This window comes from Desulfosporosinus sp. OT, assembly GCF_000224515.1.
Lineage (GTDB): Bacteria > Bacillota > Desulfitobacteriia > Desulfitobacteriales > Desulfitobacteriaceae > Desulfosporosinus.
Window position 1 is genome coordinate 1 of the sequence record NZ_AGAF01000275.1, and the last position, 17,808, is coordinate 17,808.

The 17,808-nt window shown below is 39.1% G+C and carries 15 protein-coding genes and 1 pseudogene; 2 read left to right on the forward strand and 14 right to left on the reverse strand.

Annotated elements, in window-relative coordinates; all coding sequences use genetic code 11:
* Window positions 1-532: 532 nt before the first annotated feature.
* From DOT_RS26500 to DOT_RS26560, 13 genes and pseudogenes are all read right to left on the reverse strand, one after another.
* Window positions 533-817 carry a hypothetical protein gene (locus DOT_RS26500; RefSeq protein WP_009624708.1) on the reverse strand — a complete coding sequence of 95 codons (285 nt, stop codon included), beginning with the start codon at window positions 815-817 and terminating at the stop codon, window positions 533-535.
* 6 nt (window positions 818-823) lie between these two features.
* Window positions 824-1,051: an integrase family protein gene (locus DOT_RS30050; RefSeq protein WP_009624710.1), complete on the reverse strand. Its 228-nt coding sequence runs from the start codon at window positions 1,049-1,051 to the stop codon at window positions 824-826.
* A 703-nt stretch (window positions 1,052-1,754) separates the two neighbouring features.
* Window positions 1,755-2,240, reverse strand: a complete 486-nt coding sequence (locus DOT_RS26515; protein ID WP_009624711.1) for a hypothetical protein — start codon at window positions 2,238-2,240, stop codon at window positions 1,755-1,757.
* A 140-nt stretch (window positions 2,241-2,380) separates the two neighbouring features.
* Window positions 2,381-3,550 carry a hypothetical protein gene (locus DOT_RS26520; protein WP_009624712.1) on the reverse strand — a complete coding sequence of 390 codons (1,170 nt, stop codon included), beginning with the start codon at window positions 3,548-3,550 and terminating at the stop codon, window positions 2,381-2,383.
* A 667-nt stretch (window positions 3,551-4,217) separates the two neighbouring features.
* A complete protein-coding gene (locus DOT_RS26525; protein ID WP_009624713.1) occupies window positions 4,218-4,928 on the reverse strand; it encodes a response regulator in 711 nt (236 codons plus the stop codon).
* Window positions 4,929-4,943: 15 nt separating this feature from the next.
* A complete protein-coding gene (locus tag DOT_RS26530; RefSeq protein WP_009624714.1) occupies window positions 4,944-7,280 on the reverse strand; it encodes an ATP-binding protein in 2,337 nt (778 codons plus the stop codon).
* Window positions 7,273-8,235 (reverse strand): polyprenyl synthetase family protein, encoded by a 963-nt coding sequence (locus tag DOT_RS26535; protein ID WP_009624715.1) that lies wholly within the window; start codon window positions 8,233-8,235, stop codon window positions 7,273-7,275. Before DOT_RS26535 ends, DOT_RS26530 begins: the two co-directional genes overlap by 8 nt.
* 312 nt (window positions 8,236-8,547) lie before the next feature.
* Window positions 8,548-8,652, reverse strand: a pseudogene (locus tag DOT_RS32155) (DNA polymerase IV); the annotation flags it as partial.
* A 79-nt stretch (window positions 8,653-8,731) separates the two neighbouring features.
* The gene (locus DOT_RS26545) at window positions 8,732-10,108 is read right to left on the reverse strand and encodes an ISL3 family transposase (protein WP_009624717.1); all 1,377 of its coding nucleotides are present in this window, start codon (window positions 10,106-10,108) and stop codon (window positions 8,732-8,734) included.
* Between the two features lie 428 nt (window positions 10,109-10,536).
* Entirely contained in the window at window positions 10,537-10,608 is a 72-nt protein-coding gene (locus DOT_RS32850; RefSeq protein ID WP_348982173.1) for a hypothetical protein, read from the reverse strand.
* A gap of 492 nt (window positions 10,609-11,100) precedes the next feature.
* Window positions 11,101-11,325, reverse strand: coding sequence for a MoaD/ThiS family protein (locus DOT_RS26550; RefSeq protein WP_009624719.1), 225 nt, complete (start codon window positions 11,323-11,325; stop codon window positions 11,101-11,103).
* A gap of 67 nt (window positions 11,326-11,392) precedes the next feature.
* A complete protein-coding gene (locus tag DOT_RS26555) occupies window positions 11,393-13,117 on the reverse strand; it encodes an aldehyde ferredoxin oxidoreductase C-terminal domain-containing protein (RefSeq protein WP_083824304.1) in 1,725 nt (574 codons plus the stop codon).
* 280 nt (window positions 13,118-13,397) lie between these two features.
* Window positions 13,398-13,658, reverse strand: a complete 261-nt coding sequence (locus DOT_RS26560) for a hypothetical protein (RefSeq protein ID WP_009624722.1) — start codon at window positions 13,656-13,658, stop codon at window positions 13,398-13,400.
* Window positions 13,659-13,852: 194 nt separating this feature from the next.
* Between DOT_RS26560 and DOT_RS26565 the strand changes: the two genes are divergently transcribed.
* Both DOT_RS26565 and DOT_RS26570 read left to right on the forward strand, forming a co-directional pair.
* Complete coding sequence (locus DOT_RS26565; RefSeq protein ID WP_009624723.1) at window positions 13,853-14,467, forward strand: TetR/AcrR family transcriptional regulator; 615 nt, start codon at window positions 13,853-13,855, stop codon at window positions 14,465-14,467.
* A 66-nt stretch (window positions 14,468-14,533) separates the two neighbouring features.
* The gene (locus DOT_RS26570; protein WP_009624724.1) at window positions 14,534-17,182 is read left to right on the forward strand and encodes a PEP/pyruvate-binding domain-containing protein; all 2,649 of its coding nucleotides are present in this window, start codon (window positions 14,534-14,536) and stop codon (window positions 17,180-17,182) included.
* 99 nt (window positions 17,183-17,281) lie between these two features.
* Here the strand turns inward: DOT_RS26570 and DOT_RS26575 are convergent.
* On the reverse strand, window positions 17,282-17,808 hold a 527-nt coding region (locus DOT_RS26575), incomplete at its 5' end, for a recombinase zinc beta ribbon domain-containing protein (protein WP_207637078.1).

A 17,808-nucleotide genomic window follows, 5' to 3' on the forward strand; every position in this document is an offset into this window, starting at 1 on the left:
TAATGAAAATGCTGAAACCCTTGGTATTCAAGGGTTTCTTCTTTTTATCTAGCTTAGTATGGTTCTGTCATTTGAGGTCTAAGGTCTTGTTGGGGACAGATTGGGGACAATAGACTACAATATTCTTCACGAGATCTGCGAAACCTCTCCAACAATTGAAGATCTTTTGCAATATATCTAAATCAATATTTGCAATTTGCAGGCTGATTAATTTAGTCGTATTTCTTTACCAATACCTTTATTACATCATGCCGCCCATATTTTAATAAGAAGAAACATCTTTCATGTCGGTTTACGAAATGGAATAAATCAAGGAAATACAAGGCTTTTTTCAGTTCTCTACTGAGACATCTTTCCTTATATTTATCGTTTTTCACAGGATTGCGTTACCAAAATGTTACCTGCCCTGATCCTGAATACACTTTTGTCGCAGGTTAGTGACCCTTGATTTATGTTACTGAGAGATTGGAACTGCTTGGTTGTTTTGAATACAAATGATCAACAAGGGCTTGAAAGTTGCTTTTCAATGTCATCAAGCAAGCATCATTAAAAAAACAGAGTTCTCCATTTTCATAGGCGTTTTTAGAAGATAAAGAGAACAGCCTCGCTCTGTCTCAATCCATTCTAAGAAGCCCAGTACAAATTCCTTAGTAAGCTGAACCATCTTAAATCTCTCAGGAGCTAGCCCTTTGCAGGTTTCACAGTAGGTAAGGAACAGCTTGAATGTATCCCTGTAGGCAGCAATCGTATGGGAGCACATTTTTCTGACCGGAAAGGTACTGAGAGAGGAAACTGGTAAGGTATCTCGGGAAGTCACTTTCCCTCATACTAGCCGTCCCCCGTTCGGAATAACATATCCAAATTCTGCTTCCGTTCGACTGATCAGATCGGGATACAAGTCTGCTGTAAGCCTCAAATAATATTGAGTTCCCCGAAAATCGGTATGTCCCATATAGGCTGCTAGATAGGGAATAACCGTCATAAGTTCCTCACCGGAAAGTACCCATTTCTTCAGACAACAGACAACGAACGTTTGGCAGCGGTCTAGCATTGGCTTCGTCAGATGAATTCCGCTGTAGCCGTTGTTATAATAATAAGCATCGAAATCGTTCCAATTCTCTAGTCTGTTTCTTGTATATGAAGTTAGTCATCTTCTTTTCTTGGATGAATGTACAGAGAAGTATCCAGATTGGATTGTATTTTGTAAGAAACCGTTTAAATGGCCTGCACATGTTGTGAAGTATCTGGGACGCTGTTGTTTTTCGTAAAATTCAGCATAAATCTTATTAAAAATATTCCCTGTCTAAGCATTTTCAAAGGAATAAAGAAGATTGAATTCCCATAAACAAAGTCATTTCGGCAGACGGTTTAGTACAATTCGAGATTCATTATGTTCTGTTCACTACTAATCTAAGTGCTCTTTTTTAAGCCACTGATTTCGATCGTTGGCTTTTTCTGTGTCAAAGGCTATCTCAGGACAATTATCTAGAGATTTATGATGTTCATTACTTCAGAAAAAAGGATAGCGTTCTAGCATGAAGGGGTCCATATTCAGTGAAAACGTGAAAAAAGGTCCGATCGTTACTAAAATGGACCCTATAAAATCGAGTCAGTTAATTTTTGGGCATGTATGCATCTTTTTTAACTGTCTACTTTATAGGGTCCAATTTAATAATACAGAGGCCCTTATTTTTTTTCCATATGAAATGGTCATTAATTTCAGAACAGCAGCAATCCCGTTGATTCTAGGCTTTTTAGCTTAGTTTTAATAATTTGTTACCCAGTTTATTCCACCCATTATTTTCTATCATATTTAATAATTGTTTCTCTTCCTTATCTGAATACGTATCAAAATTATATTGCTCATTCCATTTAATTACTTTAATTAGATCGTTATATGGTAAATACATTAAATGAGTTTGTTCTTTTCCATATATTAAATTAATTACAAAAATACGATTATAACTTTTCTGATCTTTATTTTCAAAATTTGTTGTAATAGGGTTATTAATCGTTTCCATAGCTTCTATAATTTTATCTGCTTCAGAGATTACAGTTACTAATTCTGGTTGAGCTTTTGGATAATCTTTCCTATAGATTGATATCTCAATTGATGAAGGGAATACATTATTACTACTATTATGATTTGATGTACTCGGAGCACTGACATTTGAATTTGAGTGTGGGTTACATCCTGTAACTAGCAAAATTATTATTATTATTATTGATAATACACGCACTTTAAAGCCCTCCCATTAGATATAACAATGAAAGACCTCTCTATTCAATTAGATGTTCCCACTCTCATGGGTGATAATTTTTTTATATTCAAACCAAAGTTTAAAAAGCGGTCAATTTTTGACCGCTTTTTTTATTATACTTAATCCCAATTCGTTCCCCAGTATCCTTTGAAAATTGAATAGAACAAATAATTTCCTCCGCCAATGGTAGGTAGTAGATTAACATCAAGAGCATGTGGAGTATATTTATAAAGTGCCCATGTCCCGTAATCTTTAACCCATATATAATTTTTGTATGTTACACCATTTGAAGTAACAGTTTTGTTATAGTTAATACCTGTGATCAAGCTCGGATAATTCCAGTACCCGGTTGGTGATTGCATCCAAAGATCTCTTAATAATCTAGTTCCTTTATCTATTTGAACATCAAAACCACTTGTTCCATTAATATCTCCACCATCTGTAGCACCATAACCCATTGCATAATAAAAACGGCGGGAACTATAAGACACAGAACCAGGAGATGCACTAACCAAAGAACTTTCCTTTTGAAGAGTAGCAATAATAACTTTTGGATTTATCATGTAGGTATCTGCTGCATTCCAGATGGCATGGGCTGGATTAATTGATGTTCCTGTATTATACACGGTACCGCTAGAGTTTTTTCTCCATATTTGAACATTATCTTTTAAGATGGAATTCTTATTAGTAAAGAAAGACTGAATGACGCTTTCTGTCATCGAAAATGTTGACGTATAAAATTGACCAGAAGAATACTGTGGCATATCATGAGTAATACTTGTCATATCAACCCCATTAACCATATAACTTTCGGGTACAGTTAAACTTTGAATGCTTATTTGTTCACTAGCATTTTTTGTTTGTTCCATTTTTTCTTTTGCTATTTGTTTTAAATCATCCTGACTTAATTTTAGAAGATTTTTGTTAATAGCAAACTCTTTAACCTGATTTTTTTTGTTATCCTTATACTCAGTTACTTCAATGTATTCGCCATTATCAACATACTCTTGTTTGTATCCCTTGTCATCGATAGAATCATTGATCTTCCCATTTTTGTAGTTGTATTTTACCTTAAGGCCATCGGAATGAAACTCCTGATCAATATGTCCCGTTTCATCATAAAGCAAAATATTAACCTGTTGTTTATTTGCAATCTCAGCAAGTTGATTAACAGTTACGTTGGATTGTGTACCTGCGTTTGCCTGTGTGGTTGGTGCTGCCGATATTCCGTAACAAAATAATAAACTACTTAGAAGAACTAAAGCTAATGCCTTTTTTAATACTTTCATTCAAATCCCCTCCATATTTTATTGAATTTTTGTGTTTTAATACATAGGTGTAACCCTTTAATTTAAATATCCCTTCTAAAAATTAATTCCTTTTTTGATTATATAGACCCTTGATAATCTTTTGATATTAGTTAAAAATTCTTCCTCCCATCATGCAAATCTCCCTTGTCACGGTAAAAGCACCGGTTACCCGGAACTCCCCGCACAGATCCCGGCGTGCAGATTTGTCGGGATAGATGTCAGGCGCCGCCTCCTTACTAAGGTCACGTTTCCTGACGCCCCCCTGCGATCCCGGACGGTCGGATTTCCCGAGTCCAGTTCTCACCCACATTTTGTGTAGGGGCAAACGTCTTCAGATCAAATGTTACTTTGCGGGTATTGATGATCTGTTGGCGTCTGTATTTAAATGGCTAAAGCCAATTAAATACTTCAAAAACACAACTTGTTCACCTAACCAATGACTTATGCCCCATGTGTTGTTGTCTCGGCACTTAATCATTTGGTAAACCTTGGTTAGATTATAACCTAGTACAAAAACTTTAACCACGTACCAAAGTACAGGTATTGATGAAAATTCCTGTACTTTAGTACTGGTTTTAGATATACAGTGCTTTATCAGGGGATAATATTACATTTATTCTTTCATCAAGACCCAACGAACTAGTTCCTACAATTTTTGAAGTATTTCAGGACTTCCATCCTTATTCTTTGACACCATTGTCCAAGCTACGACCGCTTTTGAGCGGGATTTTACACCGAGTTTAGACAGTATATTGCTTGTATGGAATTTTACAGTCCTAATTGTTATTCCTAATATCGAGGAAATTTCTTGATTGTTTAAACCCTTTACAATTAGATTCATGATTTCTTCTTCCCTGCCAGATAGTAATTCACCAATATCATTAGGTTGTGATGTTAAAGCTTTCTTATCGCCTTTATTAAATGCTGACTTCAAAAAAGGTGCCAAACCTTTAGAAAAGTATTCTTTTCCTTGCGCCACATAAAAAACAGCCTCGATCATTTCCTTTTTGTTACATTCTTTTAATAAGAATCCATGAACGCCTTTCTGTAGTGATTTTGTAAGATAACCTTTGGGATTGAGACCTGTAAGCATAATAATCTTTACTGCCGGGTGTATAGATTTAATATCGTCAATTAAATTAATTCCTGAGCAGTCCGGAAGGCTAATATCAAGCAATATAATATTAGGTGTTTTTAATTTTAAGAAGGTTAGACATTGATTTCCATCATTTGCTATTCCCAGTATCTCCAGCTTTGTTTCTGATGACAGTAAAGATACTGTTCCTTCCGCAAAAAGGGTATGGTCATCAACTACTAATACTTTTATTTTTTCTAATTTCTCATTACCAACAGACATTTTTTACCTTCCTCCTTATCTCGGAATAGAAGCTTTCAGGATGGTACCTTGATGAATTATGGAATTAATCTGAAGCTCACCACCAATGCCTTGGAACCTTTCTTTCATTCCAATCAAACCAAAATGTTCATTTTTTAATGACCAATCATCTATCTTGCTAATATCAAACCCATTGCCAAAATCTCTAATACTCAATTCAAGCTCAGAATCGTTAAGCTCGATGTAAATGTTTATCTTACTGGAACCCGAATGTTTCACGGCATTCGTTATCCCTTCCTGCAAAAAGCGGTAAGCAGCTAATTCTACTTGTTCCTTCAGGCGTACTCCCTCGCTAATACCAACCGTTTCTAATGAAATTAGCAACGACTCATTTTCCATTTTCTCTTCGCACATTATTTGGATGGCATAAAGCAATCCTAAATCATTCAAGGATGGTGGACGTAAATCACTACAAATTGAACGCAGTTCAAAGTTTAAGTTCTCAACTACCTCCCGCATATGAGCAATAGCTTTGCCATCCTTTGCGCTTGGACACTCTTCGGCAATGTCGTCCAACCATCGGTTCAAGTCTAACGCTAACTGCAACGAGCCATCGTGAAGATCACGGGCAATTGATTTCCTCTCTTGTTCAATACTTTTAAACAAAGAGCCAGTTATTCCTTGCAGCCTCTGAATTTTTCTTTGGTTGATCAGCGATCTTTGGGCAATCTCCTTGATTTCTTGCGACAACTCTTTGATAACAAACTCAGTTATTAAGCGTTGTGCCACTTGGCTGAAAATCAACGTAATTAGCGGCAATTCTTCTCGCTGAAACTCAATGCGGGAATAACGGTGACCTATAAATAATCCACAATCAAAATCATTGGAATCAAGAAGTATATAGAGCTCGGCAGGAAAACCCTTAGGTAGTTTTTTGGCACCTAAATTAATTTTTCGATCTGCTTGAAAATAAGTCTCTAGTCTGGATTGGTCATCATGCTTTTCCAAGAACCTTCCGGCTGCTTTTTTGAGATATCCCCCCTCATCATTCTGGGCAACAAGAAAAGCTCCCTCAACTCCCAGACTCTTTATTACCTCTTCTAAGATTAGCTCCTCCTCATGAAGTAAAGCCAGTCTCTCGTTTAACTTAAGAACTTTTTGGTCTAGATCTTGCTCCACAGACAACCACCCGAATTTTTTTAACAGCTTGACCATAATCAGGCGGAGCAACCTAAAACTGACCATTACCAGCATAATTAATGAAAACACGGCAAGAGTTACTTCAAGATTTAGAGACTTTAATATTTTCAGAAAGAAGAGTAAATATGTAACAACAAAACCAGAAAATATTCCTTCAAAGAAAAAAGCAATCGTAATCCTTAAAAGCCTGCGACTATCCGGTAAATATTTATGGGCTATGACATAGTACCAAGTAGCTGGAATTAAGGATACAAACAGGGAACTGACATGGGCATTCATTATCGGTTGGAAGCCAGAGATAATGGGAATCGCCGTCAAGAGAACGAATGGTAAGAACCCTATCGCTATGCCCATAAGTAGAATATTTGACTGGTTCTTTTCCGGTTTATCTTTCGGCAACTTTAATAAGGCACCTAAATTCCAAAGTGTGAAAAGGACTCCAATGCTAACCGTTACTAACACTAGTTTTCTTAATGGACTAATTAAGTGGACAATACCGACAGATTGTAGCACGGTTACGATTAATATGATTACAGACATCAATGTTAACATAAGGCGTCCTAAAAAGTTTACACGGTTCAAATTTTCATTTGAATAACTCGAGATAAAATTAATTAGAAAGATAGGTACTGCCGAAAAAATTATGTACTCTAATTCCCTAGCCAATATCAAATCACGGCTCGAAGCCGGAGCTAAGACGAAAGCCAAACTGATAACCCAGTTCAACCAAAATAAAGCACGGGCTTGAACCAGAAACGGACGTCTAAACCAGGACATAAACCCTAAAAACCAAAAAACGAACCCCAGGATCGCAAAAGGAATATCGCTTAGTGTTCTCCGCGAAAACGGAAGTTCAGGTATGTTAATCAACTGAGCAGTTGACTGGTCAGATCTACGGACTTCGAGAGTGGATGCTCCTTCTGCCTCACTCCATATTTGAATAGAACTGTTTTTACCCGGATCATCTTGATTGATTTTTAAAATCAAATCCCCGACTCGCACGCCTGATTTGTATCCTTGACCATCCGAGTCACTGGAAGTCACGATCCATTGTCCATTGACACTCTCAAGCTCAAGACCAACATAGGGTTGTTTATTAATAGCTACTGAATAAACAACCAACAGTAAGAGAAAGACGGCACTCGCATAATAATATGCTTGCCGCCTAAACATTTTCTTTAACAAGTTTGATCATCTTCTCTTTGCGTTTTTTCGGAACTGGAATTGCTTGAATGATTTTCATCGACTTTTCTCGGTATAGTTCATACATCACTCTACAGTAATGTACAGCCCCTTCATCAATGACCAGTTTTTTTAGATATTCCTGTTCTTCCTTCCCGAACTTTAATCTGTTACCTTTTATCTGAGTTAGTTTTTTGAACTGCTCGGCCGTATTACCATTGAGAATGTTCAAGAGGTAGACATAAGGTAGGGTTTTTTTATTATTCACAAAATCCTTTTTCTTTTCGAAGTCTAAAAAGTCATTTAAATCGTTCCTGATTTGGCTCATGATACCTAGGTATGTCCCAAACTCTTCTAGTTGAAGCACCAACGATTCGGACCCACCACCTAAGGTCGCACCGATCTTACAGGCACAGGCTGTTAGACTTCCTGACTTACGCTCGACAAGCTCATAATATTGGTCAAGCGTAACTTGCTCGCGAGTGTCAAATAGAGCTTCTTGGAATTGACCATCGCTGCACGTTATCCACATATGACTTAGGATTTGGCAAATTTCCCTGTAGACTCTGCTATCTCTATCATCAGATAACGTCAAAACAACCTCACTACTTAGCATACTTAAACAGATAGCTAGGTTCAAAGCATTAGCGGTGGGTATTCGCCGCCACGGTAGATCATCATGATCTTGATCTTGAATATCATCAAAAATATCGATTGCAAGAGCGGATAATTCCATGGCAATTGCGCCTAGTAGTGCAACTTCAGACACTCCGCTTACACACTCACAATTCATTAGCGTTAAGTGAGCCCACTTAAACAGTTCACCTGTCTCGCTGTCGGCGTTCAATGAGGAATTAATCATAGCGATCATTTCGGTACTAAGTTGGGATCTCGTCAGGATTTTATTAATATTGGCCGTTATAGCTTGATCAAGTTGAAGGTTCATCCCCTTCTATCCCCAAAATCCTGGTGGTAGAGTCCCAAGAGTCATGACATCGCCAGAAACCTCGCACTCTGAAAAAACTCTTTGGATGATAGTAAATTCATTAGTGTTTAGTTCCGCAGAAGGTAGTCCGTGTTCTCTCGATCGCATACTTTTAGGGTTTTTAACTAGGTTATGAACTAGCTTCGCAATACTTTCATTGCTCATCTTAAACATCCTTTCATTATTCAGAGTGATTACTTATTCTTCTTAATTGTTCAATTTCCTGTTGCAAAACTTAGCTTATCCTGTCGCATTAGAACAAATTAATGTTTAAACAAATAGCAGATCAAGTAGATCACCGTGTTGAATTCTGTGAACAGCCTCCCAGGAAAGATAGGAAGAATTCACATCTATATGGAAGATAATCCGACTACCCATTGCCTTCACCTTTATACGGAACACTAGTTCTAATCTTACTGAAACTCCAGTTCTGTGTAAAGTAAATTCATTCGCCAAATTATAGCAATAAGCTGTGAATGATAATGTAAAAGTGGTTCTTTCCAATGTTGAATTTTATCGTTTTTTCAAGCCGTAACAGTTTTTTCCTTAACATTTCAAAACTATTGCGGCCATACATTATCCTCTTTATAACCTTTAGCTTATTTACACTGCCTTCAGCAAGTACGTTATTGTATTCGTATCTTATGGCATTTTTTACAGCTGTAATATCTCTAGTTATGCCGTTTATAAACGAATTTATTTCACGAATGTTTAGGCCTGCCGCCCTATGTATCCACTGCTCCATTCGTTCAACATTTTTATCCACCAGCATTTTCTTGAATTCATTAACTATGTCTATAAGCTCTTTATATCGAGGATATTGACTATTCACTCTAGCTAGACATTCGCTGTCCAGCCCTTTGATTTTCTCTAATTGTTTGAATAATAGCTTTAACAGTAATTTACGCTCCACTAATTCTGTATTTTCTGACGTTATATTGTTGATATTGTAGGTATTCTGAATTAGCCTTTTCAACCCTGCTGCGTAATTTCTTAGTGTTGAGGAAGACCCTTTATAACCTTCTCGACGGATTTTTGCTTCAATTGCCGTAACGGCAACGCCTTTATCAATTAACACATTTATTTCACCTAGGTAGGGGTCTAAGATACTTTTTCGCTTAACATTATAACTTCCATGAATTGCCGTTATACTTTCATTCAGATATCTTGTAATCGTCTGCCTAGATAACTGTAGCTCTTTGGAGATTGATCTTATAGAGAATTCTTCCTCATGCAAATTCTTAACTGTATTTATCAGTTCCTGCTTCTTTAGCACCTTTTGGCCATGTGATAGCTCCATATTGCTTTTTACATACTGACTACGTTCTTCCTCGCTCATTCCCATCAATTTTTCCAGTGTCCGAATATCCATATTCAACTGTTTGCAAAGTTGTGTTTTGCTGAACCCGTCTGCTAGCATTGAAAATGCTCGGTTTGACTTTTCTTCTAATGTCAGTTTTTTGTTAGTTACAGTTACTTCTGATGTTACCGTTACATCATCTTGAGGCTTTTCAGGCACAGGCACTTTAATCAGTATTTTTGCTTTAAAATATTTCATCAGAAACTCTTTACAATATGAAGTTAAATTCTTAAGTAGATGAAATCTGTCACTTACCTGTATAGCCTCAGGATGTGCTGCTGCTATCGCATTGTGGTATGTAATCGAACCATCTCTCGAAACGACTTTAAGGTTTGGATAGGTCTTTAACCATTCTACTACATCGTTGCATTCTCTTGATGGGATTAAATCAATCACACGATGAGTTTCGATATCAACCATGATTGTTCCATAAGATTCCCTTTTCCTAATTGCAAAGTCATCGATGCAAACCATCGAAACTGATTTTTTTTCAATTATTGGTGTGCCTTTTTTTTAAGAGATTACAAATAGTGCTTTTACCTACTTTTGCAACCCTTGTGCTCAAGATCGAAGATGCTGTTAGAGAGCTTACATTTGCTGACAAATTAATTATTTCATCTTCTAGGCGCCTTGTCTTCTTGGCTTTGGCCGGCAAGAATTCAAAACACACGGTCACCTCTTATTCACAGCACTCATAGAATAAGTTATGTCCCAATTCGGTATGAGAGTAGTTGCTATTTTAGATACCCAAACTGCGATCTTGAGGCAACGGAATAGGTATATACCCCTCTCCGTCGATTGGCTCCCGTGTATCTGTATATCTGTAATTTTCCCAATCAACTTGTTTTACTTATGTTACCAGTATAACCTTATTTTTCAATTTCCTGTCTCACCTACAGGGTTCAGTGTAAACAGCTGTTTATGAAAACGACTGTCTTATATTTCGGAAGAACAATATCCGGACATCCAGGCAATGTTTTTACATTTTTCTATAGCGTAATCCATTGCTAAATTAATATTTTCTTACTACCGAATACCGATCAATTGCACTTAAGGATCACTTGACTAATTATAATATATTTCCCCAAACCACTCCTGTTGTACATTCAAACATTTCCAAAAATTAATGTATCCCTAGTAACTCAAGGCTTTAAGCTGTGTTTTCTTTGCAGGAGAACTACCGTCTCAACGTGCCCTGTCATGTTAATAGGGATATAAAAGCGCTGTGAAACCACAGCGCTTTTACTTGATACAACTAATTCTATCTATTGCTAAGATTCCTACCACTTGAAGCACGACCATCCTGCCAATTCATGGCCGCTGTTCCTCATGTGCAGTTTTTCAATACTTCCCAACCATCTAAGTAGGGCATAATTATTTCTAGTGCTTAAGTGGCCGCACTATAGAAAAGGAATTAGCCATGCTTGTTTCCTTTTTCTACCAAATAACTCTAGCTAAGCTCTCATTTACATGCCACCGACCGGAGGAGAAAAGGCAACAGTGTCCTGGTTCTGCAACACTTGACCAAATTCGGCTACGTGACTGTTGACCATACATATGGCTACTTTTTCTAGTGGCAGGTTATGTTTGTTAATGATATCAATCACACAACTATTTTCCTCTAATTGAGTCTTTTCTTCTTTAAATCGACCTTCACGGAGGTCTCCAAAGAGTTTAACCTTGACTTCCATTTATAAGCCTCCTTTCTTAAGAGCTTTTATTTTACTTAGAATAGTTTCTTTTGTATTTGGCGACCACTTAAAAATTATGAACCTGATCTAGCTCTTCACCGGAAAAATCCCAAGTAGCATTATGGGGAGGAACTGGTTCACTGAAGAATTCCGGTAAACGGTCATCCTTGTTAGTAAACCCAGCTGCTTCATTGAAAGCCCTTTCAGTCTTAAGGACCTGGCGTCCCAGATTGAACCAATCGTCCACGGACCAGTTCGTGCCATACTGAGCATTAATCATGGCGATTAGGGCATGAGAGACTGGATCGGAGTCAAGGATCGCAAAAGCAGTGAAGATGCATAAACCTGCGCTATCAATGGCGGCCGTAGCAATTTGCAAGTTCCTCGAAAGTTCAATCTGCCCCTCCTTAGCCAAGGGATCTATGTGACCACCCACATTCAAGATATTTGAAGTAACTGAGTACCCCGCGGTATGGTCGGCACCCATCGTAGTCGTAGCGTAGGTTACACCGATACCCTTTACTGACCGTGGATCGTAAGCCGGCATGCTCTGACGTTTAACCGTCGGAACACGGGTTACCCCGAAGGCCTTACCCGTAAAATCAGCTCCATTGCCAAGAATACGACCAAGAGGAGTCCCCTCTTTAATCTCGTTTTTAAATAAATTTAAGATTCCATTACCATCCCCCCAGGGAAGAATACCTGCCTCCATTGCCACCATCATAGTTCCAGCAGTTTCAATCGTATCTATGCCAATATCATCGCAGATCTGGTCGATATAAGCAATAACATCTAAATCATCAACTGTGCAGCCAGCTCCGAACCCCCAAATTGTTTCATATTCGAAACCAGAGGTAAGGTATTTATTATCTTTATCGTTATAAGTCTGGGAACAACGAATAACACAACCGACGTGGCAACCATGGGTAGGATCGCCCTCTCTGCTCATGATAGTATCATACATCGTCTCACCGCTAATCTTTTCGGCTCCATCGAATTGCCCCATTCGAAAGTTTTTAGTCGGCAATCCACCTGCTTCGTTAAGAATGTTAATGAGAACGTTGGTTCCATATTTCGGCAGGGCATTACCACTTACAGGATGACTTAGTAACCCCTTATTAAAAATAGAAGCAGCTTTTTTGAATTTTTCCTTATCAAGAATCTTGATCCCTTCACCGTCATTATCATCAAGCGTTATGAACTTGATCCGTTTGGAACTCATGACAGCTCCGAGCCCACCTCGTCCTAAGCTACGAATATGGCCTTTGGGATCCTTAACGGAAATATTGGCTGCAGACATCTTGTACTCTCCTGCTTGCCCGATAGTGATTACACCCGTATTTTCCCCATATCTAGAGGTTAAAGTATGGATTACTTCATAGTTGCCCTTTCCTAAGAGTTCGGTCTCTTCTTTGATTTCCACGCCATCTTTATTAACATGGAGACAATACCATTTGTCTCCTTGAGGAATCTCCTCGATAATCAAGGCTTTTACACCTAACTTTGCTAGTCTTTGGGCCGCAGTTCCCCCAGAGTTACTCTCTTTGATGCCACCGGTTAACGGACTCTTAGCACCTACCGATAAACGACCTGCGTTAGCAGCCATTGTGCCCGTAAGTAACCCTGGCGCAAAAACTAATTTATTTTTATTGCCAAGTGGGTGACAAGTTGGATCAACCTCTTTGGCTACTATGACCGAAGTTAGCCCCCGGCCACCAAGCACCTTCCACTCCTCAGGTACTTCCTCTGCGACAAACGAGAGATTTGACATGTTGACACGAAATATTTTCACTTGAGTACCTCCAAGAACCTAAATTTTATAACTATTCTTCCATAGCGAAACTCATTTTATTCTTAGGATGTATATAACGGGCAAACCAAGGCAATTTTCGCAAGAAATATGCTTGGTGAGAAAACTCCAATCTTCTCAACCAACGCATTAAATATTTCTTCATCAAAGTCTAACAATGCGCACACAATGAAGTAACGCCAACGTGCCTTGTCACTACAAAAGAGCTATATTTCTTATAGCCATATTCCCGTTATCAGGGTGAACTATTGTGCAAATTGATTTAGGGATAATATTGACAGCCGGAACGTTTCAGACATTCGGTGCTGATATTCGTATTGTTGAGAATGGCTTTGTAGCCATTTTGTCCGATATTAGTTTCCAATGTCGTCGGTAATTTTTGCTGTAGACTTTTGGGCTCGGCCAAATGAACAAGTATATAATAGACATGGACGGTCTGATCTTTCTTTTTGTTTTTTTCTTGGGTTGTTTTTACGATCTTGGGGGGAAGTGAAAGAAGAATTTGGAAAGTATAAGGACTCAATTATTTAGAATACTCCTCTCCAAACAGATAAGTAAAAAGTCAGTCAGGGTTGATAGTTACCTTGACTGATTTTTTATCTTACACTATTAAATGTAATCTAAGGTATTGACAGATGCTGGGTTTAGTGGCAAACTAAAATAAACATTACACATGTGTAATGTTATATATGTGTAGAAAGGTGCTTGTTCAATGTTATGATTGACAATATTACGAGCAGAACAGAACGAAAAAAGAAAGAAACTAAGCAGAAAATAGTTTCTGTAGCAATGGGGCTATATAGGGCTCAGGGTATTAAGGCAACAACTATGGAACAGATTGCTGAAGAAGTCGATATTTCGCGCAAAACGCTTTACAACTATTTCCCCAATAAGGAGGCTATTGCCGCCGAATATATGAAGAAATACGTACAGGTTCATTTCCAAGACTTGCTTCAATTACTCAATGACTTACCAGACACTTGTTCTCGTTTGGTTGCAGTAACGTCTACAGGCGAGGAATGGTCAAGAATAGATGTTCCGGAAGATGTTATTGTCGCTTACCGAGAGTACCGCTTACAGACATTTATTCAATCGTTTAAAGACCAAAGCCTAAGAAGTGGCCTGAGTGATGTTTATCGCTATATCATTAAGCTAGGCCAGAAAAGTGGAGAACTAAGATCGGATATTGATGAAAAAGAGTTGGCTAACTACCTAAAAATGATAGTGACTGTCAGTTTTTTAAGTAACCCTGAGAATTATGAATCACAAGAAATCATCACTAAAAACATTGATTATTTTCTCAATGGAGCGAGAAACATGTCCAAGAGCTAATTTAAAGGCTCTTATTTAGCTCGGAAAGAAGTGTTTCATAACGACTAGGTAGATGGAGGAAGGAAGATGGAGATTAAGGAAGGGTGTTTTTTCAGTTGGCCCGAAGCGTTTCTCGCTGATACCGAGAAGGTTGGGGGGAAGGGTTGGAACCTAGCAAGGCTTGATAGGTATGGGTTTGCGATTCCGCGAGGTGGGGTTTTATCAGCGGATGTTTACAAGTATTTTCTTGAAGAGAATGGATTAAAAATAATGGTGGAGGAAATCCAATCAGTCACATTAACTCATGTTAATGAAGAAAAAGTCTCTGCTCAAATCACAGTTCTTCGCGAGCGAATCAATTCTGGTTTCGTCCCAGGATACATCCAGGAGCAATTATTCGATGGATTAAAAAATATTGGTATCTCGGAAATACCACTTGCCGTTCGCTCATCAGCTACGGCTGAGGATTCAGCGAGAGCCTCCTTCGCTGGTGTGCACGATTCTTTCTTAAATGTACGTGGGCCAGAATACCTCTTGTCAACTATTAAGGGATGTTTTGCATCACTTTGGACTATAAGAGCAGTTGCTTACCGTCGAAAAATGAACTTCAAAGATGATGAAGTTCAGGCGGCAGTAGTGATTATGGAAATGGTGGAAGCTAAAGCGGCAGGTGTTGGTTTCACCTGCGAACCCCTAACAGGGCGGCAGGATGTCTTGCTGATCAACGCCAATTTTGGTTTGGGTGAATCGGTGGTTAGTGGAAGGGTAGAATCGGATGAATATCTGGTAGATCTCTCACCAGCCTTGCCAAGGGTAATAGATAAAAGAATTGGGACAAAGAAGGGTCAGGTTGTTGTAAAAGAGAGTGGAGGAACCGAATTTATTCATTCGGATAAATTCGTTGACAACCAGGTGCTATCGGATGCGCAAATTACTCAATTGGGCTTGCTTATGTTAAGAGTTTATGAAGCCTTGGGACAGGGTGAGCAACATCAGGATGTGGAGTGGGTTTTTGATGGGAAAGGTTTTGTTATAGTTCAAGCTCGCCCGGTAACCGTTTTACCGAGGTACACCTATAGAGAAATCAAGGATCAACCGGATATTTGGTCTAGTTCTGGTTTGCGAGATTCAAATGCTATGGTCCAGTCTACACTCAACTGGAGGATTGCAGAACTACATTTAAATACAAATTCGTTCGAACTATTTCGGTATACCGGCTATCCTCTGCTTCCCGGCGTCCAGTATGTCAGATTATTCGGGGGAAGGGTGTATGTGAATATCACCGTCATCCAATGGGTCGATTATGTCTCAGCGGGTTTAGATCCGGCTGATTATGAATCGATGTTTGGGTACCCGGTTGTAATACAAATTAAGGACAAAGGCCCTTATCGTGGGATCGCCGGAATGAAAAGACTAAGGGGATTAATAAAACTTCAATTTAAGCTTCTTAGTATTTGGCGTAATGACCAACAGTTCTATGTTCGGGTTAATAGTCTTACCGAAAGTTGGCGGGGCAGCGGTTTCCGAGACGTACAAGATCTGGAGTGTATCGACCTCTATAACAATCTAGCAGGTTTGATGAAAGAAGCATCTGTGGTTTTTATAGCAATGATGACCGCAGCTATTTACCCTCTTATGGTATTGACTAAAGCTTTACATAAATATTTCCCGAGCAAGGAAAATGGCATAATTAATGGCCTGATGGCTGGAAGAGCACTGATCACTAGTGCTGAACACGGCTATCGCCTCATGGAACTAGCTGAACTCGCAGGGCATGATCAAGATGCTCGAAGGTTCTTATCTTCTGAGGCTGATTATTTAGCATGGGAAAAAGAATTAAAGGACAATTCCCCGTTCAAACAAGCCTTTCGCACTTTTTTAACTGAATATGGGCATCGGGGCACAGATGAACTTGACATTATCAACCCTCGCTGGGGGGAAAACCCTTGTTATCTTTTGCAGATGATCAGAAACAGCATGAAAACTGCTGACGTCAGTGGTCTAAAAGCCCGTCAACAGGAAATATACCTGCATGCTTGGCAGGAGGTTCAGCAAAAGGTACCTGCTTATCGAAGACCGCACATGAAATATTGGCTTAAGCGCGCCACCAAGGGAGCAGAAATGCGTGAAATGTCCAAGTCAATATTAGTAAAAGTCTTTGGATCTTTTCGAATGCTGGCTCTGGAGTTGGGGCGACGCTTCGAGGAAAGAGGGATTATCCAGCAACAGAATGATATCTTTCACTGTGCCTGGTCAGAAATCTTTTCGATTTTACGGAAGGAATGGGACGGTAAAGGATTAGCAGTGCTGGTGGCAGAGCGGAAATACAGAAGACGAAAATCGGAGGAAATCTCCTTGCCTGTCCTAATAGTTGGTGAAGTTCCAAAACCTGTAGAACAGGTAAAATTGAGTAAGGGCAGCTCGTTGACAGGGTTTGGGGTAGCCTCAGGAAGAGCTGTTGGTCGAGCCAGACTTATTTATCATCCCCACAAGGGAGAAAGTTTAGAATTCGGAGATGTATTAGTGGCTCCATCAACTGACCCTGCCTGGACACCGTTGTTCTTAAGAGCATCCGCAGTAGTTATGGAAACGGGTGGAGTTATATCCCATGGCGCTATTGTAGCTCGGGAGTACGGCATCCCAGCGGTTGTGAACGTCTTAGGTGTAATGAAATCAATTAGTGAGGGTCAGATGATAGAGGTTGACGGTGACGAAGGGAAGATAGAACTGCTTTGAAGCGACTCTCCTTACAATTAGCACCAACGTCCTTATTTTTTGACTGCTGGTGCTTTTGTTAAAACCCGATATGGGACTCAGTAGGGATTTTTTAATTCTTCACCGGTTATCCAAAGCTTCTGTCTCTTTTATGTTCGGCCTCTGCAAAATAATCATTTCAATATTCGCTGTCATCGTCTTTATAAAGCTTTGTCTGTCTTCATAGATTCTATCGAACATCCGCACGAAGGCATCCATCAAAACATTTTCTGCGACTGCCTTAGCTCCACAAGCATCCTTACCGTCCGTTATATAGGTTTTACACTGCCATACAACTTTCTTCGAAGTATTTGTGCTATTCCAAAGCCTTCTTTTAAAAATGTTCCCGCAGTTCCCACAAAACACTTTGGCACTAAAAGGGTATTTGCTGCTATATTTATGCCTATCACCAACCAGATTTCCCTTGAGTAATGCTCTCCGTTCCTTCTCATCCTGAACCTTATCGAACATCTCTTTGGAAATGATCGGTGGGTGGTTTTCTTCGATAAAATATTTAGGAGCCTGCCCCTTATTATCCACTCGTTTATGTTTTAAAAAATCAACGGTGATCGTCTTTTGTAGAAAGAACGTCACCGCAATACTTCTCA